At 41.1% G+C, this 24,065-nt stretch carries 20 protein-coding genes; 6 read left to right on the top strand and 14 right to left on the bottom strand.

The window, feature by feature from the left end; all coding sequences use genetic code 11:
* Positions 1–66 precede the first annotated feature (66 nt).
* From PVK79_RS16040 to PVK79_RS16030, 3 genes are all read right to left on the bottom strand, one after another.
* Positions 67–780: a YebC/PmpR family DNA-binding transcriptional regulator gene (locus PVK79_RS16040; protein WP_145233481.1), complete on the bottom strand. Its 714-nt coding sequence runs from the start codon at positions 778–780 to the stop codon at positions 67–69.
* A gap of 179 nt (positions 781–959) precedes the next feature.
* The gene (locus PVK79_RS16035; protein WP_257326164.1) at positions 960–3,026 is read right to left on the bottom strand and encodes a M13 family metallopeptidase; all 2,067 of its coding nucleotides are present in this window, start codon (positions 3,024–3,026) and stop codon (positions 960–962) included.
* A 173-nt stretch (positions 3,027–3,199) separates the two neighbouring features.
* Positions 3,200–4,942: an ABCB family ABC transporter ATP-binding protein/permease gene (locus tag PVK79_RS16030; protein WP_425607895.1), complete on the bottom strand. Its 1,743-nt coding sequence runs from the start codon at positions 4,940–4,942 to the stop codon at positions 3,200–3,202.
* Between the two features lie 222 nt (positions 4,943–5,164).
* Between PVK79_RS16030 and PVK79_RS16025 the strand changes: the two genes are divergently transcribed.
* The 4 genes from PVK79_RS16025 to secF all read left to right on the top strand — a co-directional run bounded on the left by PVK79_RS16025 (position 5,165) and on the right by secF (position 9,723).
* Entirely contained in the window at positions 5,165–6,214 is a 1,050-nt protein-coding gene (locus tag PVK79_RS16025) for an NAD(P)-dependent alcohol dehydrogenase (protein WP_145233486.1), read from the top strand.
* A gap of 127 nt (positions 6,215–6,341) precedes the next feature.
* A complete protein-coding gene (locus PVK79_RS16020) occupies positions 6,342–6,839 on the top strand; it encodes a hypothetical protein (protein ID WP_257326162.1) in 498 nt (165 codons plus the stop codon).
* Positions 6,840–6,946: 107 nt separating this feature from the next.
* On the top strand, positions 6,947–8,800 hold the full coding sequence (secD, locus tag PVK79_RS16015; RefSeq protein ID WP_257326161.1) for a protein translocase subunit SecD: 1,854 nt from the start codon (positions 6,947–6,949) through the stop codon (positions 8,798–8,800).
* Entirely contained in the window at positions 8,797–9,723 is a 927-nt protein-coding gene (gene secF, locus PVK79_RS16010) for a protein translocase subunit SecF (RefSeq protein WP_145233492.1), read from the top strand. The genes secD and secF overlap by 4 nt, the downstream gene beginning before the upstream one ends.
* 68 nt (positions 9,724–9,791) lie before the next feature.
* Here the strand turns inward: secF and ttcA are convergent, their stop codons facing one another.
* The 11 genes from ttcA to ccoN form a co-directional block, all read right to left on the bottom strand.
* Positions 9,792–10,697, bottom strand: a complete 906-nt coding sequence (gene ttcA / locus PVK79_RS16005; protein ID WP_145233494.1) for a tRNA 2-thiocytidine(32) synthetase TtcA — start codon at positions 10,695–10,697, stop codon at positions 9,792–9,794.
* Positions 10,698–10,771: 74 nt separating this feature from the next.
* The gene (gene uspE, locus PVK79_RS16000; protein WP_182731414.1) at positions 10,772–11,698 is read right to left on the bottom strand and encodes a universal stress protein UspE; all 927 of its coding nucleotides are present in this window, start codon (positions 11,696–11,698) and stop codon (positions 10,772–10,774) included.
* Positions 11,699–11,790: 92 nt separating this feature from the next.
* On the bottom strand, positions 11,791–12,525 hold the full coding sequence (locus PVK79_RS15995) for an FNR family transcription factor (protein ID WP_145233499.1): 735 nt from the start codon (positions 12,523–12,525) through the stop codon (positions 11,791–11,793).
* A 41-nt stretch (positions 12,526–12,566) separates the two neighbouring features.
* On the bottom strand, positions 12,567–13,238 hold the full coding sequence (locus tag PVK79_RS15990) for a sulfite exporter TauE/SafE family protein (RefSeq protein WP_182731415.1): 672 nt from the start codon (positions 13,236–13,238) through the stop codon (positions 12,567–12,569).
* A complete protein-coding gene (gene ccoS, locus PVK79_RS15985; protein WP_145233504.1) occupies positions 13,231–13,398 on the bottom strand; it encodes a cbb3-type cytochrome oxidase assembly protein CcoS in 168 nt (55 codons plus the stop codon). Before ccoS ends, PVK79_RS15990 begins: the two co-directional genes overlap by 8 nt.
* Positions 13,395–15,770, bottom strand: coding sequence for a heavy metal translocating P-type ATPase (locus tag PVK79_RS15980; RefSeq protein ID WP_257326160.1), 2,376 nt, complete (start codon positions 15,768–15,770; stop codon positions 13,395–13,397). Before PVK79_RS15980 ends, ccoS begins: the two co-directional genes overlap by 4 nt.
* A 10-nt stretch (positions 15,771–15,780) precedes the next feature.
* Positions 15,781–16,272, bottom strand: coding sequence for a FixH family protein (locus PVK79_RS15975; RefSeq protein ID WP_145233509.1), 492 nt, complete (start codon positions 16,270–16,272; stop codon positions 15,781–15,783).
* A gap of 149 nt (positions 16,273–16,421) precedes the next feature.
* Positions 16,422–17,387, bottom strand: coding sequence for a cytochrome-c oxidase, cbb3-type subunit III (gene ccoP / locus PVK79_RS15970; protein ID WP_145233511.1), 966 nt, complete (start codon positions 17,385–17,387; stop codon positions 16,422–16,424).
* Positions 17,384–17,569: a cbb3-type cytochrome oxidase subunit 3 gene (locus tag PVK79_RS15965; RefSeq protein ID WP_064667100.1), complete on the bottom strand. Its 186-nt coding sequence runs from the start codon at positions 17,567–17,569 to the stop codon at positions 17,384–17,386. The genes ccoP and PVK79_RS15965 overlap by 4 nt, the downstream gene beginning before the upstream one ends.
* Before the next feature lie 6 nt (positions 17,570–17,575).
* Complete coding sequence (gene ccoO, locus PVK79_RS15960) at positions 17,576–18,250, bottom strand: cytochrome-c oxidase, cbb3-type subunit II (protein ID WP_145234075.1); 675 nt, start codon at positions 18,248–18,250, stop codon at positions 17,576–17,578.
* Between the two features lie 12 nt (positions 18,251–18,262).
* Positions 18,263–19,696: a cytochrome-c oxidase, cbb3-type subunit I gene (gene ccoN / locus PVK79_RS15955; RefSeq protein WP_145233514.1), complete on the bottom strand. Its 1,434-nt coding sequence runs from the start codon at positions 19,694–19,696 to the stop codon at positions 18,263–18,265.
* A 338-nt stretch (positions 19,697–20,034) separates the two neighbouring features.
* On the opposite strand from ccoN, the gene PVK79_RS15950 reads away from it, so the two are divergent.
* Together PVK79_RS15950 and PVK79_RS15945 are read left to right on the top strand one after the other, a co-directional pair.
* On the top strand, positions 20,035–20,457 hold the full coding sequence (locus PVK79_RS15950; protein WP_145233516.1) for a hypothetical protein: 423 nt from the start codon (positions 20,035–20,037) through the stop codon (positions 20,455–20,457).
* Between the two features lie 822 nt (positions 20,458–21,279).
* Entirely contained in the window at positions 21,280–23,997 is a 2,718-nt protein-coding gene (locus PVK79_RS15945; RefSeq protein WP_257326159.1) for a TonB-dependent receptor plug domain-containing protein, read from the top strand.
* The last annotated feature ends 68 nt before the right edge of the window (positions 23,998–24,065 follow it).

Raw genomic sequence — 24,065 nt, 5'->3', positions numbered from 1 at the left:
GGTTTAACAATAAGAAAATAAAAAGGCCAATCAAGTTGGCCTTAGTCATAATTTTAGTCAATAAAATTAAAATTGTGCGTTGTGATACACGTTTTGTACGTCGTCACAATCTTCAAGCATCGCTAAAAAGCGTTCCATTACTTCTACGTCTTCGCCTGCAATTGGTGCTTCAACTTGCGGCACAAAAGAGATCAAATCTTCATCAAACTCAGTAACGCCCATTTCTTCAAGTGCGGTACGGGTGTTGTTGTACTCAGTATGCGGAGCAAAAACAGTGACTTTGCCGGCTTCAACTTCTACGTCAGTAACATCAACGTCAGCCATCATTAGTGCTTCAAGCACGGCTTCGTCATCATCGCCATCAAATACAAAAATAGCCAAATGATCAAATAGGTGAGATACCGAGTTTTGTGCACCAATTTTAGCGTTTGCTTTAGTAAAACATACACGTACATCAGCAAAGGTACGTTTGTTGTTGTCAGTTAAGCAATCAACAATGATCATGCAGTTACCAGGGCCATAGCCTTCGTAACGAGTTGCTGAGTAGTCTTCACCGCCGCCGCCTTTGGCTTTATCAATTGCGCGGTCAATTACGTGTGCTGGTACTTGATCTTTTTTAGCGCGTTCAATTAAACGACGTAGCGATAGGTTGCCATCGGGATCAATACCACCATTTTTTGCGCAAATATAAATTTCTTTACCGTACTTTGAGTAAACTTTAGTTTTAGCACCCGCAGTCTTAGCCATTGAATCTTTTTTGTTTTGGTAAGCTCTTCCCATCTGCGTTTCGCCTTAAATATGTTTTTAAAAGTATAAATTTTGTAGTGCCGTATTCTATACCCAACTCGCTTGGAAATACAGAATTCAGTGGGAATTAAAGTTGCTTTGAGTGAGCAAGCAGCACAAAAAATATAACCCGCAGTTGCGGGTTATATTTTCAATCGAAATGTATCGGGTTATTACCAAATACGTACGCGTTGATCTTCTGGTAAATACAAGGCATCACCCGGTTGTACATTGAATGCTTTGTACCATGCATCGTGGTTACGTGGTGCTTGTGCTCTAAAGCGACCGGGTGCATGTGTGCCACCACGAAGCTGGTTTAACATGCTTTGCTCAGTGCGTTTTTCTTTCCATACTTGTGCCCAGGCGAGGAAGAACCGTTGATCGCCCGTAAGGCCGTCAATAATAGGCGCTTCTTTACCGTTTAGGCTGAGTTTGTAAGCGTGATAAGCCATTGCTAACCCACCCACGTCACCGATGTTTTCACCTAAGCTATTACGACCATTAACGAAGTTACCAGGGATTGGCTCGTATTGACTGTATTGTGCAGCAAGTTGGTCGGCTTTGGCATCAAATGCAGCACGATCGGCATCCGTCCACCAGTTACGTTGTACGCCGTTAGCATCTGATTTAGAGCCTTGATCGTCAAAACCATGGCCCATTTCATGACCAATCACGGCACCAATGCCACCATAGTTTACTGCCGGATCGGCATTAGGATCGAAAAATGGTGGTTGTAGAATTGCTGCAGGGAATACAATTTCGTTAAACGAACTGTTGTAGTAAGCGTTAACACGTTGTGGTGTCATGCCCCAGCGGTTACGGTCGGTTTTTTGCAATTCTTTTGCAGCGCTTTCAGCTCGGAAAAACTCGCGGGTATTTTTGATGTTGCCCATCAAATCATTGCTACTTATGCTTAAACCATCAAATGATTGCCATACATCGGGATAGCCAATTTTAGGCACAAACGCAGCGAGTTTAGCGCGGGCATTTACTTTCGTTTCTGCGCCCATCCAGTCTAGGTTGTCAATACGTTCGCCCAGAGCCGTTCGCAGGTTTTCTACCAATGCTGACATTTGTTGTTTTGATGATTCAGGGAAGTAGCGTGCTACATACACTTTACCAATGGCAAAACCTAATGAATCAGTGCTCGACATTTGGCTGATAGCGCGTTTCCAGCGTGGGCGTGGCTCTTGCTGGCCATTTAGCTCTTTTCCGTAAAATGCGAAGTTAGTATTGAATACATCTTCAGACAGTAGTTCTGCATTAGAGCTTAGTGCGTGATAGGTTAAGTAATCTTTCCATACAGTAACATCTTCTTGATTGATCAATGCAATCATTGCTTTGACCGGCTCTGGTTGCGATACATTTAACTGTGGTACTTGGTATCCTGTTTGTTCAAAATACAGATCCCAATTAAAATCAGGGTAGCTAGAGCTCAGCTCGCTGCGTTCGATTTGATTTAGGGTAAGGTCGCGGTTACGACGTTTTTCTCGTGGCCAGTGGCCTTGTGCTATTTTGGTTTCAAGGGCTAAAATTGCCTCAGCACGTTCAGTTGTATTGTCAACACCTGCAAATTTAAGCATGTCGGCGATATGGGCTACATAAGCAGTACGAGTTTTAACAAAACGTTCAGAATCTTCAAGGTAGTAAGAACGATCTGGTAAACCTAAGCCGCCAGCGCCTAATGACATTTCATATTTATTTGGGTCTAAGCGGTTAAACCACATGCCACCACCAATAGGCGAGTTAACGCCCGTTAACCACGATTGGCCAAATAATTTGGTTAGATCATCGGTTGATGAAACGTTACTAATTTCCGTTAGTAGTGGTTTAATTGGTGACACACCAAGCTTATTAAGGGTATCTGTATCCATATATGCGTTATAGAAATCGGCAACTAACTTTTCTTCAGTATTTAAATCTTTACGGGCTGCGATCTCTTCAATAATTGCCTTAACACGCTCTTCGCTACGTTCTGCCAATCCTGCAAATGCACCGTAGCGAGTTTTATCGGCAGGCATAACGTAGTTGTCATACCATGTGCCACTGGCGTACATGAAAAAGTCATCACCTGGTTTTATGGCTTCATTGCGGGCTGTTAAATCTACCCCAAAGCTACCTAATTCAGCTTTTGCTGTCTGGGTTTCGGTACTAGGCTGTTGCGCTTGTGTTGTTTTAGGCTCTGAACAGCCGGTCAGAAATGTGGCAGCAAGTGTTGCTGCAATAAGTGTTTTTTTCATTGGACTTCCCCTGAATGTAATTTAATTATTTTTATTGCACGTTTTCTAACTCAGATTGTTATTGATAACCTAAAAACAGACAAACTTTTGAGGTGAATTACTTCTCAGTTAGGTGAAACAACAAACTACGCGGCATACAGTGTGTATCCCGCGCCGAAGACGAGTCTCCATGTTTATGCTGTTTTTTGTTGAAGTTCCCACATGCGCGCATATTCACCATTGAGGGTAAGTAACTCATCATGTTTGCCTTGCTCGATCAGCTGACCCTCTTTGAGCACAATAATCGTGTCTGCATCTGTTATTGTTGATAAGCGATGGGCAATAACTAAACTGGTATGATTAGAGGCCAGTGCAGACATGGCTTTTAATATTGCTTGCTCGGAATGAGAGTCTAGCGCTGAGGTTGCTTCGTCAAAAATAATAATAGGAGAGCGTTTTAAAATGGCTCGGGCTATGGCAATGCGTTGTTTTTCACCGCCTGAAACTTTTAAACCTCGTTCACCAACGAGGGTTTGATCACCTTTATCTAAACTATCAATAAAGCTGCGTAAATGGGCCATATTAATAGCATTATCAATGTCTTGTGCTGTAGCGTCTGGACGGCCATAAGCAATGTTGTCGCGAATGCTGGTATTAAATAACACAGTATCTTGTGGCACAATGGCAATCGCTTGTCGCAAGCTGTTGAGTGTGACGCTAGTAAGTTGTTGACCATCAATATGTATTTCACCGCTGTCAATATCATAAAAGCGATACAGTAAACGGGCTAGGGTGCTTTTTCCTGCACCGCTGGCGCCCACCACCGCGACTTTACTGCCTGCTTTTATAGAAAAACTAAGCTGCTTAATGATAGGCCTTGATGGGTGGTAGCCAAAGTTAACGTTTTTAAATTCTATATCAGCGTGTTGTATATTGAGCTGTTGCGCATTGGCTTTATCTGAAATGAGTGGTTTACGGGTTAATAGTCCGAGCATATTTTCAAGGTCAGTTAAGGCGCGGCGAATTTCTCGATAGACAAAGCCTAAAAAATTGAGCGGTAAAAATAATTGGATCATATAGGCGTTGATCATTGCCAACTCACCAATAGAGAGTGTGCCTTTAACCACTTCAATACTAGCAAGCCACATTAAAGCGGTGATCGCTGCTGCTATGATCAAGGCTTGACCTGAATTAAGGGCAAGCAACGATAAGCGGTTTTTAAGCCGGGCTTGCTCCCAACTAGCTAAAAAGCCATCATATGTTTGTGCTTCATGCTTTTCATTATTAAAATATTTAACGGTTTCATAATTAAGTAAGCTGTCAATAGCACGGCTGTTACTATTATTATCGGCTTGGTTTGCTTCGCGAATAAAGCGGTTGCGCCACTGTGTTACAACAACCGTGAAGGTAATATATAAAGCCACTGCAAGCAGGGTAACTACGGCAAACCACGGCGAAAATAAAGTTGCAAAAATAATCGCAACTACGGCTATTTCAAATAAAGTTGGCACAATATTGAACATTAAAAAGCGCATTAAGAAGCTTAAGCCACTGGTGCCACGCTCTATATCACGGCTAATGCCGCCAGTTTGCCTATCAAGATGAAACGACAACTCAAGGCTGTGTAGGTGATTAAATACTTTTAGGCCAATATGGCGCATAGCATGTTCAGTTACACGACCAAACAACGCATCACGTACTTCACCAAAAAACACACTCGCAAAACGTAGTCCGCCATACAGTAACAGTAAAGCTATGGGTACGATGACTATATTTTGTAAACTTGGATCAACACTGTCGATTATTTCTTTCAGCGCCCATGGCATCAATAAAGTGGCACCCTTTGCGGCGATCAATGCCAGCGTTGCAAGTGTTACACGGCCTTTAAAAGCAACCAAGTAAGGCCACAAGGTGACAATGCTTTGCTTTAAATTCATCGCATCATGATGTTTTATTGCTTCTTGTTTACCCATTCCGCGCATATTTTCTCTAACTCTATTAAGTCTGCATTAAACTTTTTCTAGTAGCCTAGAGTATAAACTTTAACAGTTTGTATCTAGGGCTATACTACTAACAGCACATAGTACAGTTTAGGCAGCTTAAGACAATGTTTTAGAGTGGTTAATTAAACTCAGTTTTTAACATAGAAGGGAAAGCAGATGAAAACTATCGGATACGCAGCACATCAAGCTAATACGCCATTAGAGCCATTTCATTTTGAAAGACGCGATTTGCGCGATGAAGATGTTGCGATTGAAATCTTATATTGCGGGGTGTGCCATTCAGATCTTCATACCGTAAATAATGATTGGGGTGGCACCAGTTACCCAATTTTACCAGGACATGAGATTGTAGGTCGTGTCACTGAGGTTGGCAGCAAAGTGACTAAATACAAAGTTGGCGATAATGTAGCAGTTGGTTGTATGGTTGATAGCTGCCTTGAGTGTGACCAATGCCACAAAGGCGAAGAGCAATTTTGTCGCGAAGGCATGGTCGGAACTTATTCAGGAAAAGATCGTATCACTGGTGAATCAACCAAAGGTGGCTACGCCAAACACATTGTAGTGCGCGAAGAGTTTGTTTTAAACGTTCCAGAATCACTTGATCTTGCTAAGTGTGCGCCAATTTTATGCGCGGGTATTACCACGTATTCGCCGCTACGTACTTTTAATGTCGGGCCTGGTAGCCGAGTTGGCGTTATTGGCTTAGGTGGGTTAGGTCATATGGCAATTAAAATCGCTGCGGCAATGGGTGCCCATGTGACAGCTATTAGTCGATCAGATGATAAAAAACAGCAAGCGTTGGAATATGGCGCTGAAGGTTTACTGGTATCTAAAGACGAACAAGCCATGAAAGCATACGCTAATCAGTTTGATGTGATCATTAATACTATTCCAGTTAAGCATGACTTTACCCCTTATATGCCCCTATTAGATATTGATGGTACTCAAGTATTAGTCGGACAAGTGGGTGAGATGGCTGAATCAAACTCGGTGCCATTATTATTGGGGCGTCGCCGCGTGGCTGGCTCTTTGATTGGTGGTATTGCACAAACTCAAGAAATTCTTAATTTCTGTGCGCTGCATAATATTTTACCGGAAGTAGAGATGATCAATATGGCAGACATTAATCAGGCTTTTGAACGCTTAAAAGAAGGTGACTTGTCTCATCGTTATGTCATTGACATGTCCTCACTTGAAGTCGCTTAATTATCGACTGTGATTTTTGGCCGTAAGTAGTTTTACTTGCGGTTTTTTTTGTTCAATTGCAAATTAGCTATTGAAATAGGGCAATTACTCCCCATTTATAATACCAGCTTACTATTTAGATAATAAAATGATCCGTTTTCGCTTAGTCCTTACTGTATTACTGCTGTTTACTGCACTTTTTAGTGTGCAGGCTAATGCTGTGAGCAACGCTGAGGCTAATGTGAGCCAGCCTACCGCTTTTTTTCAGTCGGCGATGTTATCTGATTTGAGTGCTTTAGAGGTTAAGGTATTTGATACTGCAGTATCAGATATCACCCCTTTTACCAAGAAGGTACCAATTGCGGCGGCTGATCAACAAACAGAAGGCGCGGGGTTTGAGTCTTTACAGCCACGCTTTTCAGCGAGTAATTCATCGCTATTTCTGTATCAAAGCCAAGTTGAGCCAAGTTATGTGGCAATATTTGAGTTTTTTGTACCTAGCCTTGCGCGCCAACTTTACTTACAACCCCTTGAACCGCCAATAACATTACCTTGGTTTGTAGCCTACGAAGGTAAAAAGTCACGGATTAGTGGTTGGAAAGACGCCAACTTACAATACCGTGCAGTACTTACTTACTACAGTTAACTCTTCCTACTAATTTTTTCGATGTTTTAGTCATTCAACTAAAGCAAATAAATTACTGCGCCTATGAGGCGAGAAACCGATGCTTGCATTGGTTTAAAGGAAGCAATATGTTAAAAAATTCATCAAAAAAACCGCTGCTACAGCGTTTTAAAATAAGCTATATGGCGATGTTTTTGGCGCTGGTATTATTAGCGATCAGTGCCTTACCAAATTTATATCCAGCAAAATCGTGGCTGCATCTGAGTACAACGCAGAGCCAGCAACATTCACAGCAGTTACTAGCGAATACTCCTTCGCAAAAGTCTGTTATTGATTTTTTAAATCAACATGGGTTTCTGGTTGAGCAATCAATTCAAGTGGCGCAAAACAGCCTTTCATTAAATGTGTTACTACAAGAGCCAACCAAAAGTGCCGCAGCGCAACAAGCGTTAAAAAGTGAATTTAAGCAGTTGAATGCAAAAATAGTCACGCATCAAACAAGTCCCGATTGGTTACAAAGCTTAGGATTAGCACCTATAAAATTAGGTCTTGATCTTAATGGTGGTGTGTTATTTGTATTAGATGTTGATTTAGTGAAAGCGCAACAAGAGCAACTTGATAGTGCGTATGAACAAACTAAAACAATTATTCGTGATGAAAAAGCCAGAGGTGTTCGTGTACAAAAAAATGCCCATGGTTTTGAATTACACGCGTTGCCTGCTGCTAAAAGTGACTTAGCCGCAGTACAGGCGAATGTTTTAAAGCGTTTTGAGCGTTTAATGGCAACTGCGCATTCACAGGGTAATCTAACAACGGTTGCATTTAGTTTTAGTGAACAAGGTAGTAATGCGTTTGATAAAGAAGTAATGAGTCAAACCTTAACCACTTTAAGAGGCCGTATTGAAGAATTAGGCATTACTGAAGCAGTTACCCAGCGCCAAGGTAAACAACGTATTCGTATTGAGTTACCCGGTGTACAAGATCCAAGTGAAGCAAAACGTATTATAGGTGCAACAGCATCGCTTGATTTTTATCAGCTTAAAGAAATCGGCGGAAAAACCTTTAACCTGCAAAATGGTGGCTCGATCAATTTAGACCCAATTGCTATTTTTTCAGGACAGCACATCAATAATGCCCATGCAGGGCGCGATGAATGGGGCAAGCCGCTAGTGCAGCTTAGCCTTGACAGCCAAGGTGGCGAGGCGATGTCGGCATTTTCCAAACGTAATATCGGTAAACCAATGGCAACGGTGTATTCTGAATATTATAAAAATGTCAAAGGTGAAGTAGTTAAAAAAAGTGAAGTGATTAATGTTGCCAATATAGCTCAACATTTGAGTAGCCAATTTAGTATTACTAATATGCAAAGCCCACAAGCGGCGCAGGATTTAGCATTGCTATTACGTGCAGGTTCATTAACTGCGCCGGTGACAATCGTACAAGAACAAACCATTGGGCCAAGCTTGGGCGCAGATAACATACATAATGGGCTCGCGGCCTTAATGTTGGGAATGGGTATTACATTAGCCTTTATGGCGCTGTGGTATCGCCGTTTAGGGCTGGTGGCAAATATTGCCTTATTATTGAATTTAACAGCTTTAGTAGGATTAATGTCACTGCTGCCTGGTGTGGTGCTAACTTTACCGGGCATAGCCGGGCTGGTACTGACAATCGGTATGGCTGTTGATACTAATGTTATTATTTTTGAGCGGATCAAAGAAGAGCGCCGTAAAGGCCGAGCACCATATCAAGCGATAGAGCAGGGCTACCAACAAGCATTTGCGACAATTTTTGATGCTAATATTACCACTATGATCACGGCAATTATTTTATATGGTATTGGCTATGGGCCAATCAAAGGCTTTGCAATTACGCTGGCGTTAGGGCTAATAACTAGCGTATTTACCGGGGTGTATGTTTCTAAGGCGTTGAGTCAGACTTTGTATTTAAAATTGGCAAATAAGCGAGGAGCTCGCGCATGAGCAATTCAAATGAAAAAATGAGCACCACAACCCGCTTACGTTTATCGGGGTTGGTTTTATCTATCCTACTAGTGCTGCTCTCTGTAATAGGGGTTGCTACAAAAGGATTGAATTTCGGCCTTGATTTTACTGGTGGCTATTTAACTGAGTTTACCACTGCAGTGCCAATTAGTGAGGCTGAGCTGGCGAAAAAAATTAGTTATTATCACCATGATGACTTTACCTTAAGCGCTCAATCTAGCCAGCACTTTCAGTTAAGAGAGGCAGAGCAAGCCAGTACATCGCCTTGGTTAGCAACGCTTACGCAAGATGAGACATTGGGTGCTGAAGTGTTGTCATCTTCTTACTTAGGCTCTCAAGTTGGCGATGAATTATTTGAACAAGGCTGTTTGGCATTATTTGCGGCAATGGTTGCCGTGATGGTTTATTTAGCGCTACGCTTTGAGTGGCGTTTAGCGTTGGGATCGGTTGTGGCTTTAATGCATGACGTGGTGGTGGTAGTTGGTTTATTTGCATGGTTACAGCTTGATTTTAACTTAACCGTGTTAGCGAGTTTACTGGCAATCATTGGTTATTCATTAAATGATTCAATTATTGTCGGGGACAGGGTACGCGAGCTACTGCGCTTAGATTCCACAACACAACAAGCTAGCGTGAATACGGTGATCAATGAATCAATTAAGAGCACTTTGACCCGTACTTTAATCACCTCAGGCACTACTCTTGCAACAGTGGCGAGTGTGTGGTTATTGGCTGGTGCGCCGTTACAGGGATTTTCTATCGCACTATTTGTAGGAATTGTTGTGGGAACATTATCGTCAATTTGTATTGCTGCAACGTTACCACAGTTACTTGGTTTAAGGCATGAAAACTATCAAGTTAAGGTCGATGAGCAAAGCCAAGCGTTGATGGATATGCCGTAACTGACTTTATCAACGAAAAACAAAAATGCCGCGATATACGCGGCATTGTTATTCTTTAAGTTAATTTGTTAACTTAAATTAATTGTCACAACATCAGCTGTTTCATCATCGTTAAGTACAGGTTGTTTTGGTATGTCTGGTTTATCAAGCGCAATATCGCCGCCATCAATTACTTCACCGGTTTTTAAGTTGGTGAAATCAAATAACTCATTATCTGCTAGGTGCGAAGGCACAACATTTTGCATTGCAGTAAAAATACTCTCAATACGACCAGGGTGCTCAATATCCCACTGTGCAAGCATTGCTTTGGTATGTTTGCGTTGCAGATTTTCTTGTGAGCCACACAGATTACATGGAATAATAGGGTATGCTTGGCTGATAGCATATTGTTCAATATCTGTTTCTTTACAGTAGGCTAATGGACGAATTACCATGTGCTCGCCGTTATCGCTCATTAATTTAGCTGGCATGCTTTTCAGTTTGCCACCATAAAACATATTTAAGAATAGGGTTTCGATCATATCGTCGCGATGATGACCTAAGGCGATTTTAGTGGCCCCCATTTCATTTGCGGTACGATATAAAATACCGCGACGTAAGCGTGAGCATAGCGAACAGGTTGTTTTACCTTCAGGAATAATATCAGTCACTATACTGTAGGTGTCTTCTTCAACAATTTTGTATTCAATATTCTGAGTGTCTAAATATGCTGGCAATACATGTTCAGGAAAGCCTGGTTGCTTTTGATCAAGGTTAACAACAAACAAATCAAATTTAATAGGTGCAACACGCTGTAAATGCTGCAGCATGTCAAGTAGAGTATAACTGTCTTTTCCACCAGAGAGGCACACCATGATACGGTCGCCTTCTTCAATCATATTGAAGTCCATCACCGCTTGACCGGTTTGACGACGTAAGCGTTTTTGTAACTTAGATAAGCTATGTTGAGCTTTGGCTTGAACAGAATGCGACATTACGCCCCCTTTAGAACTATGGGTAAAATAAAGGGGCGTATTATATGCCTAAAGTTTCAATCAACAAAATTTATTTAATCTTTTGCCAGCGGGCTCACATAGCCGTCGGGTTTTAAGGCTAATACGTCACAATCAAGGCTGTCAATGACATGCTCTGCGGTGTTACCTACTAAGGCTGCACTTAATCCAGTGCGGCCAACCGTACCAATCACCACTAATTCACTATTAAGGCGCTTTGCTACATCAGGGATCACGTCCTCTGGTAAACCTTCTTCTATGACACAGTTTTGCTGGGCGATTTGATGACTAGCTGCTAACTCATGGGTCGATTCTATATGGTGTTTTTTTACCGATTCGTTATAAATACTGGGGTTAAACTCAGGGATTTCAATTGCAATGTTTACCGGTGTCGCAGGATAGGCGTTAACGATACTAAGGCTTGCGTTAGCCAGTTCACATAAAAACTGCGCATCTTGAATAATACGATGGTTTAAATCAAGGTGCTGTTGGTTTTCACTTACAGCGTTAACAGCAGCTAAAATATTACCCTGCGAAGGCCAAGCGTGCTCTTTTACCAATAATACCGGGGCTGGGCATTTACGAATTAAATGCCAATCGGTTGGAGTAAAAATTACTGACTTAAGTGTATCGTGCTGGTGAGTTCCTTTTACAACCAAATCAAACTGTTGGTCTATTACCGTATCGATGATCGCTTCATAAGTGCGATTATGCCAAACCACTTGGCTGTTAATATCGACGTCTGGGTAGTGTTGCAAAATTTCATCCAGCCATAACTGACGGTCTTTAACGACGGCATTGCGCATTGCCTCGCGCTCATCGCCAGAGAGCATGGTCGTCATCTCATAGGAAAAATCATAAATGCTCATAAAAGCGGTGATACTGGCACCGGACTTTTTGGCTAATTCGATAGAGCGAGATAAACCATGCTGAGACTCAGCGGTTGGATCAATAATGGCGAGTATTTGTTTGATGGTGTTCATAAGCTGCTCCTTTAACTACTTTATAGCTAGAGTGTAACGTATAACGTGAGTAGTTAAAGTAACAGCTAACAACTAGTTGCGCTAGATCAAGTTTATTTTGGGTGGATTGCTGCAGCTGCGGATAACCCATCACTATCTAGAATAGTGATAAACTTACCTTCCACTTTTATTAAAGCAGCTTTTTGAAAACGACTCAGTAAACGACTAATCGTTTCAACGGTTAAACCAAGGTAATTACCAATTTCACCACGGGTCATGGTAAAGCGAAACTCTTTACGAGAAAACCCGCGTTCGCCAAAGCGATTTGACAAGTTGTAGATAAAACTAGCTAAGCGCTCTTCGGCTGATTTTTTATTCAGTGACAAAAACATTTCTTGGTCGTAGTTAATTTCACTGCTCATCAGGCGCATAATCTGCTGGCGTAGTTTTGGTAATTTACCCGCTAGATCATCAAGTGTTTCAAATGGAATTTCGCATACCATTGAGGTTTCGAGCGCTTGAGAAAAGCTTTGGTGTGCCATTTTATTTATTGCATCAAAGCCGATTAAATCTCCTGCGAGGTGAAAGCCAGTAATTTGCTCGTCACCTTGCTCTGAAAGGGTGTAGGACTTAAATGAACCAGAACGAACAGCAAAAATAGCGTTCAGTGGCGCTCCTGATTCAAAAAGGAAATCCCCTTTGTGTAATGGTTTTTTACGCTCAATGATTTCATCAAGTTTATCCATTTCTTGCCCATTGAGGGTAAAAGGTAAGCACAGTTGACTTATGCTGCAGTCATTGCAGCTGATTGTGCAATTATTTTTGGCTTTGTTTTGATATAAATCCATTAGTTCAGTCCATTAAATGTTGTCACATTAATTTGTTAAGATTAATGCAGCAGCTTGTCAGTTGCAATGATAAGTAAATAAATCCCGTACCAAATAAGTACACTGCCCAGTGCTATTCGTGCCCATGGGTGATTTAATACTTTATGTAATACTTGTGCGCCCATGCCGATACTTAACATCGCGGGAAACGTACCAAGCGCGAAAAATAGCATGACTAGAGCGCCATCAAGGGCTGTGTTGCTGGTCATCGCCCAGGTTAGCGCTGAATAAACTAAACCACAGGGTAACCAACCCCATAATGCGCCATAAGCCATTGCTTTAGGTAATGAGTTGATTGGCATTATAAAACGATTTAGTTTTACCAAGTGCTGCCACACCAAGGTTTTCCCTAGCGATTCCAGCCATTGTAAGCTTGCGCCTAACCGCATGATATACAAGCCAACCAAAATCATAAACAGGCCACTTAAAAACGCTAAAATTAACGCGAACCAATGACTTTGGGTGGCAAAATGGCTGCTGATCCCAGCAACGAGCGCCCCTGCGAGCATATAACTGCCGGCACGACCGATGTTATACGCAATGGAGTACTGCAATGGTCGGGTTTTATCTGTGGCTAATTGTAAGGAGCTGGCAATACCACCACACATTGCTATGCAATGTCCGCTGCCAATAAGGCCCATGATAAAAGCGCTGACAAATAAGGGGTCAATCATTACTTTTTTTGTGCTGCTCTTTATCATCTTCAAACAAAATGCTATGACCTTGTTTGTTTAAATCTGAAAATTGTTCACCGCGAACGGCCCAAAAAAACACTCCAATCGCGATCAGTACAAATAAAATAGCAATTGGAACTAGAATATAAATTATACTCATAATTTTAATAACCTTAGTGAGTTACTGATCACAATGATGGAACTGGCAGACATCCCAATCACAGCCATCCAAGGTGCAACTAGGCCTAATGCCGCAAGCGGTAAGATTGAACCATTATAGAGCAATGAAAGCGCTAAATTTTGCTTTATTATTCGGCGTGTTTTTTTCGATACCGTCAATAAATGCTCTATAGCGGCTAAATCACTATTGAGTAATACCACATCGGCGGTGTTTTTGGAAATATCAGCGCCGGTTTCCATTGCGATAGATAAATGCGCGCTATTAAACACTGGACTGTCGTTGACACCATCTCCTACCATGGCAACAATTTCACCTTGGCTTGACCACAGCTTCACTTCGCTTTGTTTATCCTCTGGTAGACAGCCTACTTTAAAGCTATCAAGTTTGAGCTTCTTAGCAATTTGTTGCCCTGCATTTGAGGCGTCCCCAGTTAGCATGTGGCAGGTTAAGCCTTGCTGTTGTAAAGAGGTAATTAAGTTTGCAGCATTACTTTTTACTTCATCTACAAAGTAAAAATTAGCAACCGGTTGTTGATCAATGTAGAACGTTGCTTGAGCATTACTTTTTTTACTGTTGAACCAACCACTTTTACCAATTGCATAGTTATGATTGTCATCTTCACCGGTGATGCCACAGCCAGGATGAATTTTAATATTCGTTAAGTCGCGCTGTGTGGGTGTGAACTCATTAAATGCAGTCGCAATAGGGTGTTCGGAGTAACTTTCAAGTTGTGCTGCAAGAGCCAAAATCTGTTTTTTAGATAAAGAATTTGCTAATAAGTCCACAGCATCTAGGCTAAAACGCCCCTGTGTTAACGTGCCTGTTTTATCAAAAGCAACGCGCGTTAATTGTGGTAGTGTTTCTAGCACATGAGACTGCTTAATGAGTATTCCTTTGCGGGTTAAGGTAGCCACCGCGCAGGTTAAGGCGGTTGGAATTGCTAAACTTAGCGCACATGGGCAAGTTGCAACAAGGACCGCAATGGTGATCCAAAAGGCATGTTCAGGGTCAACTTGATACCAGCCGATGGCGGTAAGTGAGGCAAATACCAGCAAGCAGGCAACAAACCACTGTGCCACTTTGTCGGTGATTTCCACCAGTTTAGGACGGGTGGCAAGCGCACTGTGCTGCAATTTAATTATTTGGTTTAAAAGAGTATTTTGACCAATTTTATTGATAAGGATTTCAATTACACCATCATGATTTACGGTACCGGCAAAAACTTGATGATCAATGTACTTACTAACTGGTAAATGCTCACCTGTCATCATTGCTTCATCAACGGTGGTGCTACCAGAGCAAATAACACCATCTGCAGGAATTGTTTCTCCGGCTTTAATTAAGACTCGGTCACCGAGTTTTAATTTTTTAGCTGCAATAATATGTTCGTGGCCGTTTTCATCCAAAGTACGGGCTGTAAGTGGTAATAACTTTTGTAAGTTAGCAGTAAAATCACTGGCTTTCAGTCGAGCCCTAAACTCTAAATATTTACCTAGCAATAATAAGAAGGTGAACATACAAATTGATTCAAAATACACTTCGCCCACGGCCATCACTGTGGCGTAACTACTTGCGCCATATGCGCCAAAAATAGCCAGGGATACAGGAAGATCCATGTTTAACTGCTTGGCTTTTAAGCCATTAATTGCATTGGTTAAAAAGGGCATAGCACTGTATAAAATAACCGGTGAAGCGAGTATTAAGCTGATCCATCGAAAATACTGTTCAAAGCTTTCTTCCATGCCAGAAAACATGCCAAAGTACATGGCGAAAGCAAACATCATCACTTGCATTGTCATTAAGCCTGCTACGCCGAGCCTGCGAATGTACGATTTGGCAACTAGCTGCTTTTGACTTGCTTCAATATCGACTTGAAACGGGTAGGCCTTGTAGCCAATTTCTAATAACGATTTGATAATGTCGCTTAGTGGTGTCTGATCTTTATGCCATTGGATCATCGCACGGTTTGTTGATGTATTTACGTCAACGCGTTTGATTGCGGGTATATTTAACAGCTGCCTTTCAATCAACCATGCACAGGCGGCACAAGTGATCCCTTCAACGGTCAATAACACTTCACTGATGTCGTTGGTTTGAGAAATAAACTCGTCTTGAATATCTGGATTATCGTAACTGCTAATAAATGCTAATTGCTCTGGTACTAGCTGTTCGACTTTACCAGCGCGTACGGTTCTGAATTTATAATAATCTGTCATACCTTGAGCAACAATTGTCTCGGCAACGGTTTGACAGCCAATGCAACACATCGGTTGCGCGCTTGCGTCTATAACAACAGTCGCGCTAAAACCAGATGGTACACTTTCAAGGCAATGAAAGCAGTTATTAGACATGATAGCTTTACTACTTATATTCAGGACTTATGGTAATACTTTGCTTACTTGGCAAAGTGATGTTTTCTTTTAACTTCCAACTACCGTCTATTGGCTCAATAAATACAGTATAAGTACCATCACTATATGGATCAATAATTGCTGTAAATTCACCATTTGCATTAGGGGTTAAATGAGTACTAAAATCATGGGCCTGGATTGTACGGTGGTAAAACGATAGCTTTAAAGAATGGATATTACTGGTATCCCCTTTATTGAATTTAAAGCTTACTTTGTCTGTTTCGACGTTTAATTCCCCATGTAAATATAACGCTTTGGCTTTATCAAATTTGCTCAATTCTAAATTAATTGCTTTGCCTTTTTTATAGTAATCATCAACCACCATATCAGGGCCATTGCCGATCGCAGTTATAAAGAGGGAAATACAGCCAATGATGGCAACTAGCGGAAAAAAGATTAAAAACCACGGCCAGAAATTTTTATACCAAGGAGTAGAGGTCATAAATACACTTAATTTGTTTTGCGATAAGGGCATTTTATAGGATTTAAATTGAAAAGACTAAAAAAAAGCCTCCAGATGGAGGCTTTTTTGATCTTAATTAATCTATTGAATTAAAACATTAAAATATAAACAACCCATTAACATTTTAATTATTTATCTTGCGATAAACTATAAACGTATGCAGTTAATAGGTGGATTTTTTCTTCACCTAAAATATCTTTCCATGCAGGCATAACACCGGCACGGCCGTTATTAAGTGTTTCTTCAACAGCACGTTGAGAACCACCATACAGCCAGATGTTATCAGTTAAGTTAGGTGCACCAAACGGTAAGTTATGTGCAACTGAACCTTTACCATCAGCACCATGACACGCGGCACACATTGCAAACTTAGCTGCGCCTGCTGCTGCATCTTTCTGGTTAACGGTACGACCTGATAAGCTTAGTACATGAGCAGTCATTTCTTTAACGCCTTGCTCACCCAATGCAGCACCCCAAGGTGGCATTGCAGCAATACGACCATATAAAAGTGTTTCTTTGATTTTATCTGGCGTGCCGCCATATAACCAATCTTTATCAGTTAGGTTAGGGAAGCCTTGACCACCACGAGCATCAGAACCATGACACTGTGAACAGTTTTGAGCAAATAAACGCTGACCAATTTCCAGTGCTTTTTCATCAGTAACAAGTGTTTCAATATCTTGCTGAGCATAAGCCGCAAAAATAGGACCAAAACGCTCATCTGCAGCGCGATATTCCGCATCAAGCTTTACAAATTCGCCATTCGCTTTAGCTTCTTCAACTGCTTTTTTAGATTCAGCTAAAGAGGTTATACCCTGGTTAGAACTGCTCCACTTAGCAATACCTTCCCAGTTACCTAGGCCAGGATATGCTGCTAAGTAATAAACTGACCATACAAATGTTGCAAAGAACATGTAAGTCCACCACTTAGGTAGTGGATTATTTAGTTCTTCAATACCATCAAATTCGTGCCCGCAGCTTTCACCTTCTTTAACACCAGTGTAGTTTGTTAAATTCCACACTAGTAATCCAAAAATGATAAATAAGCATGCAAGGGTTAATACAATAACCCATATACTCCAAAAGCTAGTCATTTCTCAGACCCCTTTTCCTCGTTAGAGATTGTATCATTATGTTTTTTCTCATCTTCAAAGATGACATTAGCGGCGTCTTTAAAACGTGTTTTACTACGCTTACTATATGCCCACACAACAATGACAATAAATAGTACTAAAATTACCAGAGTTAAAATGCCTCTGTATGTTCCGTAATCCATAATTAATTACTTCAAGTGCGTGCCAAGTTGTTGCAAGTAAGCAATGAGGGCTTGCATTTCTGTTGCACCCTTACCGTCATTCATAGCATCAACTTTAGCAACGTCAGCGATTAGTTCTTCATCACTACCATATCCTAAACCAGGGTGAGCTGGATTTTGTGGATTAATAGCAAATGTATCACGGAAAATTTTAAGCTTTTTCAGAGTAAGGCTAGTATCAACGCGATCCTCTGCTAACCAAGGAAAACCTGGCATGTTTGACTCAGGAACCACAGCACGTGGATTCACTAAGTGAGCATAATGCCAGTCATCCGAGTAACGTTTGCCCACACGTGCTAGGTCTGGACCAGTTCGTTTAGAACCCCATTGAAATGGGTGATCCCAAACCGACTCACCAGCAACCGAGTAGTGACCATAACGTTCAACTTCGTCACGGAAAGGGCGGATCATTTGTGAGTGACAGTTATAACAACCTTCACGTACATAGATATCACGGCCTTCCATTTCAAGCGCGTTTAGTGGGCGTAAACCATCGACTGGCTTTGTTGTATCATCTTGGAACATCAGTGGAGTTATCTCTACTAGTGCGCCGAAGCTGATAGCAAAAACAGTCAAGATAGCCATAAGGCCGATATTTTTTTCGACTATTTCATGTTTGTTTTGTGAATTATTATTGCTCATCATCTCACTCCGTTATGCTAACTGTGCTTGCGCATCTAATTTCAACGAATCATTCTTCGCAGAAATAGTACGGTAAACGTTATAAGCCATAACCAGCATGCCTACCACGATGAACACACCGCCTAGGAAGCGCATAACATAGAATGGATGTGATGCTTGAAGTGACTGCACAAAGCTGTACATTAATGTACCGTCAGCATTTACTGCGCGCCACATTAGACCTTGCATAACCCCTGAAATCCACATTGCTACAATGTATAAAACAACACCTACAGTATGTAACCAAAAGTGTGTGTTAACCAGTTTAATACTATACATACGACCTTGAGAAAATAATGCTGGGATAAGGTGGTAAATAGCACCGATAGAAATCATCGCAACCCAACCAAGTGCACCAGAATGAACATGACCAACAGTCCAATCAGTGTAATGAGAAAGGGCATTTACAGACTTGATCGCCATCATCGGGCCTTCAAAGGTAGACATACCATAGAAAGACAATGAAACAACTAAGAAGCGTAGTACTGGATCAGTACGTAGTTTATGCCATGCGCCAGATAGCGTCATGATACCGTTGATCATACCACCCCAAGAAGGAACGAATAAGATGATTGACATAACCATACCTAAACTCTGTGTCCAATCAGGAAGTGCAGTGTAGTGTAAGTGGTGAGGGCCTGCCCAAATATAAAGTGATACTAAAGCCCAAAAGTGAACAACAGATAAACGGTAAGAATAAACTGGACGACCTGCTTGTTTTGGTACAAAGTAATACATCATACCTAAGAAACCAGCCGTTAATAAGAAACCTACAGCGTTATGACCGTACCACCACTGAACCATCGCATCTACTGCACCTGCGTAGATTGAGTATGATTTAGTTAACGATACAGGCACAGCCATACTATTTACAATGTGAAGCACTGCAACAGTAATGATAAAGCCAGCATAAAACCAGTTAGCGACATAAATGTGCGATACTTTACGCTTAGCTATGGTGCCCATAAACACAACCGCATAGGTAACCCACACTACAGCAATTAAGATATCGATTGGCCACTCAAGCTCAGCATATTCTTTTGAACTTGTTATACCTAGAGGTAGAGTGATAACCGCAAGTACGATAACTAACTGCCAACCCCAGAAGGTAAAGGCGGCTAATTTGTCTGAGAGAAGGCGCGTCTGGCAAGTACGTTGCACGACATAATATGATGTCGCGAATAGTGCACTTGTACCAAATGCGAAAATAACTGCGTTCGTGTGTAACGGACGTAGTCGAGAGTATGTTAACCATGGTGTATCAAAGTTAAGTGCTGGCCAAGCTAATTGGGCAGCAATCAGAACCCCAATACTCATGCCAACGATGCCCCAAATCACTGTCATAATAGCGAATTGGCGTACAACCTTATAGTTGTACTCAGTTTGTGATGCTACTGTTTGGCTCATTTTCTGGCTTCCGCTGCAATAAATGCGTTTAGAAATGAATTACCCACTATATAAAGTGGGGCCTACTATTATTCTTAAGTATGTTATCAAAAACCCTCAAAGCTTTGACTGCTTCAGAAAACAAACTCGAGAAACCCTTATTTTTGCGGGGAAATGATAAAATTTTTGGCCTAAAAAAGATAGGTCAATTGCATAAAATTATGACATCAATCAATTTTTCACATGCAGTTGGTTATTTTTTGATGCACTTTTGTACATTTGTGTAAGAATTTAGTTCTGTGGTTGTATTTTAACACTGCGCTGATTAGTATCAGCCTTTACTTTATCTAGGGAATATTATGCCAATTAAGCTTTTAGTTGTGTTTTTAAGCGTATTGAACCTGTTAATTGCATGTGGCCCACAATCGCTAAGTATAGAAGAGCAACGCCAAGGTGCAAGCTGTCAGCCAAATCAGTTATGCGAGTATGATAATCAGGTGAAAATTTGGTTGAGTGAGCAACAAATAACGCCAGAAACGCCTTTTGAGATAAATTTATCGTTACCAAGCTCATTGTTAGTTCACAGTGCAAAACTTGAAGGCATCACTATGTATATGGGATATATTCCGGTGTTGTTTGAGCCGCTTGACGATATTTTAGTCGCACAAAGCATGGTTGGTATTTGTTCCGAGCGCAATATGACCTGGAAATTGACACTCGAAGTTAAAAATCCACAGGGTCAACTTAAGCATGTATTTTATTACTTTGATGCGACTTATTGATATCAGTTTAATCCATATTAAATCGGAGTGTTGGTTAAGAAAGTTGCTATCCGAAGCTTAGGGCATAGAGTTGCAAATGTCCGTTATCACTTATTCTGCCTATCCAAACACGCTATTTTTGTTACCTTCATTTGCTAAGTATTAGCTGACTTAATGCATTAACAATGCACTGGACCCATTTCTTAATTGATCCTTTAACGGTTCAAAACACTTCAAAGCAATATTTACTGAAATAATACGCTGAATATTAAGTTGAGTATCTATTTGTAAATCAGGGTTTCTAGTTTAAGTCTCGCCTTGAATTTTTATATTTTCAGTTAAATTTATAGAGTGCGCATAAAACCACCTTATTTTGACATTAAGCTGCAATGAACAAAGCTAAACCCCACTATATTGCTATCAAAAAAGTTGCATAGAGCTTAAATACGCAAAATTATTGCATAACTATGGTTAGCAGTTGTTGGTCAGTTTTGCAGTTTTAATAAAATGATGTGATTAACTTGTGAAATTTTCTGATTTAGGTATTTTTATACGTTAATTACATATAATTACAAAGTCCATTAGTTTGATTTCATACATGTTTAAAATGTTTTTCTTCGCACTTAAGTGTTTGAATATAAGGTGTATTAACTAGTTAACAATGAAACATTCATTAACCAATGTACCTATTGCGGGTTTATCAATAATTGCGAAGGTAATTATTAACCGCTCATTCAGATTTCATTCAGTTAAGTCCGCCTAAGTTGCCCTCGCTGACTCGATATTCTCAAATAAAACGAGCGCTACCTGAGCAAGGTATTTCTCCAACAAGTAGGGTTTCACATGAAAAAATCTATTATCGGTTTAGCTGTAGTTACAGCTATCCCTATGTTTTCAACAATGCAAGCAGTGGCTGCGGAAGATGGCGCCCAATCAATTGAAAAAATCCAAGTTACGGGCTCTCGCATTAAGCGTTCAGATATGGAAAACGCTAGCCCAGTTACATTAATTGGCGCAGATGATATTAAAGCAATGGGTGCCACAAGCATCGATAGCGTATTACAAAAAATGACCGCCACAGGCGGTGCAATGACAAACCCTGGCGTTAACAATGGTTCTGGTGGTAATGCACGTATTGATTTACGTGGACTAGGTTCTAGTAGAACATTAGTACTTGTAAACGGCCGTCGTATGATTGCCTCAGGTACTGGCGCTGCATCAACTGTTGACCTAAACACGATCCCTGTTTCAATGATCAAATCTGTAGAAGTACTTAAAGATGGTGCATCTGCTGTATATGGTACGGATGCGGTTGCAGGTGTTGTGAATATCATCCTAAAAGATGATTTCGAAGGCCTTGATATGAACGTCAACTCGGCAATCACAGGCGAAGGCGATGCAACTGAAAGTTCATTCGATTTTACAGTTGGTTCTTCATTCGATAAAGGTAACATTGTTATCGGTATGCAGTACACTGACCGTGGTAAAGCAAAGCAATCAGATCGTGATTTCTCAAGTTGTCCTATTGCAGAAGGTGCTAACGGTCTAAATTGTAACGGTGGTTCTCCATACAGCCCAGGTGGCCATATTTGGCAAGGTGGTGTAATTGGTGATGTAAATGAAGATGGTTCAACAGTTGATGCTGATGGTAACCCTGTTACTTCAGGTCTTGCCCCAACCGATGATGGTTTAGGCGGCCTTGGTGGACTCCATCCGTATACAGATTCAGACCTTTATAACTTTGCGCCAGATAGCTACTTATACACGCCAATGGAGCGTTTGAACTTAACTGGCCTTGCAAGTTATGAAATTTCAAACGATACACGTGTATTTACGGAATTTACCTACACAAAACGTTGGTCGCAACAGCAAATGGCTGCACAGCCAGTATGGTTTGATTTCAAGTACAATGAAAATATGGGCGATTCATTACTTGGTCAAACTTATGTAGGTAAAGTTGACCGCAATGGCGATGGTCTTGCAGATCGTGATGCAGACGGTAAATATATTACTGACACATTAAACTACGCATATGGTGATGATATCTCTTATGGGCGTCGTATGTCAGACACTGGCCCTCGTTATTTCGAACAGTCAGTAGACACTGTTCGTGCGGTAATTGGTGCAGAAGGTTTTGTAGGTGATTACTCATGGGATGTGTCAGCTAACTTCGGTCGTAACGATTCTGTTGATAAGACAGCCAACCTTCACAATATGGGTGCTATCCAAGAACAAATCACTGAAGGTACATTTAACCCGCTTGATCAAGCTGCATGGACATCTGAAGATTTCCGTAAAAATGTTTACACTGAAGTAAACAATGGTGGTAGTCAGTTATTTATAGTTTCAGCATCTGTATCAGGTGAAATGTTTGAATTACCAGCAGGTTATGCTGCTTTTGCTGCGGGCGTTGAGCACCGTCAAGAGAAAGCATGGTACACACCAGATTCACTAACAGCGCAAGGCCTTGCAAATGACCCTATGGTTGAACCAACCGCTGGCGGCTTTGACGTAAATGAAGCGTATGTTGAATTTGCAATCCCATTACTTGCTGATGCACCATTTGCTCAAAACGTAGAGCTTAGCGCTGCAATCCGTGCGTTTGATTACAGCACATTTGGTTCTGACGAAACATGGAAGCTAGGTTTAACATGGAAAGCAAATGACGAACTAATGTTCCGTAGTGTAGTATCTACAGCATTCCGAGCACCAACCGTTTCTGAGCTTTATTCAGGTAATTCACCTTCTTTTGAACGTGTAACTTTCCCTGGTGCACAAGATCAAGCTGAAGTAACAGTAGGTGGTAACTCATTACTTACTCCTGAAGAAGCGGATACTTTCACAGCAGGTATCGTATACGAGCCAGAGTGGTTTGACGGCTTCAGCATGACAATTGATTATTACAAAATTGAGATTGATAATGCGATTGCATCAGTTAACGAGCAATATATTGTCGATCAATGTTTAGCAACAACTGCAAATGCTGATTCTGTATTATGTCAGTCAGCTAATATCGGCATGGATAGCACAGGTCGAATTAGTTTCAACAATCAGCTGCAAAATGTTGGTGCTGAGGAAACGTCTGGCGTAGATTTAAACTTATCATATAGCTTTGAAGCTGCAGGCCTTAACTGGAAAGCAGGTTTAGACACTACTTACCTAGACGAGTATGTTGTAACTGTTCTTGATGATACTGTTGATTACGCTGGTTTGATAACTTCAAACATTGGTGGCTATGCAGATCTTAAGTCTAACTTTACACTAAATGCAGCTGGCGATAACTGGGATGCACAGTATCAAGCTCGTTACATCTCTGGTATGGATAGTTACTCATGTATCGGTAAAGACACGTGTTTTGCGCCGTCTACACCAACTGTTATCTACCATGACATCAGTGGTTCATACATGATCAATGAAACTGTTGCATTATCTGCAGGTGTAAACAACTTATTTGATAAGCAACCTCCTTACTACACAGGTAATAATGATTCAAACACTGACCCGTACACATACGATGTACTGGGTCGTCGTTTCTTCGCTGGTGTGAATGTTAAATTCTAATTAGTAAGAATATTGGATTCTTATGAAGGCCTAGTTTACTAGGCCTTTTTTATTGAACAAATGAAAGT

It is taken from the genome of Pseudoalteromonas rhizosphaerae, assembly GCF_028885455.1.
Taxonomy (GTDB): domain Bacteria; phylum Pseudomonadota; class Gammaproteobacteria; order Enterobacterales; family Alteromonadaceae; genus Pseudoalteromonas; species Pseudoalteromonas rhizosphaerae.
Note: the sequence above shows the minus strand (reverse complement) of the source record. Positions and strands in the feature narration are given on the sequence as shown.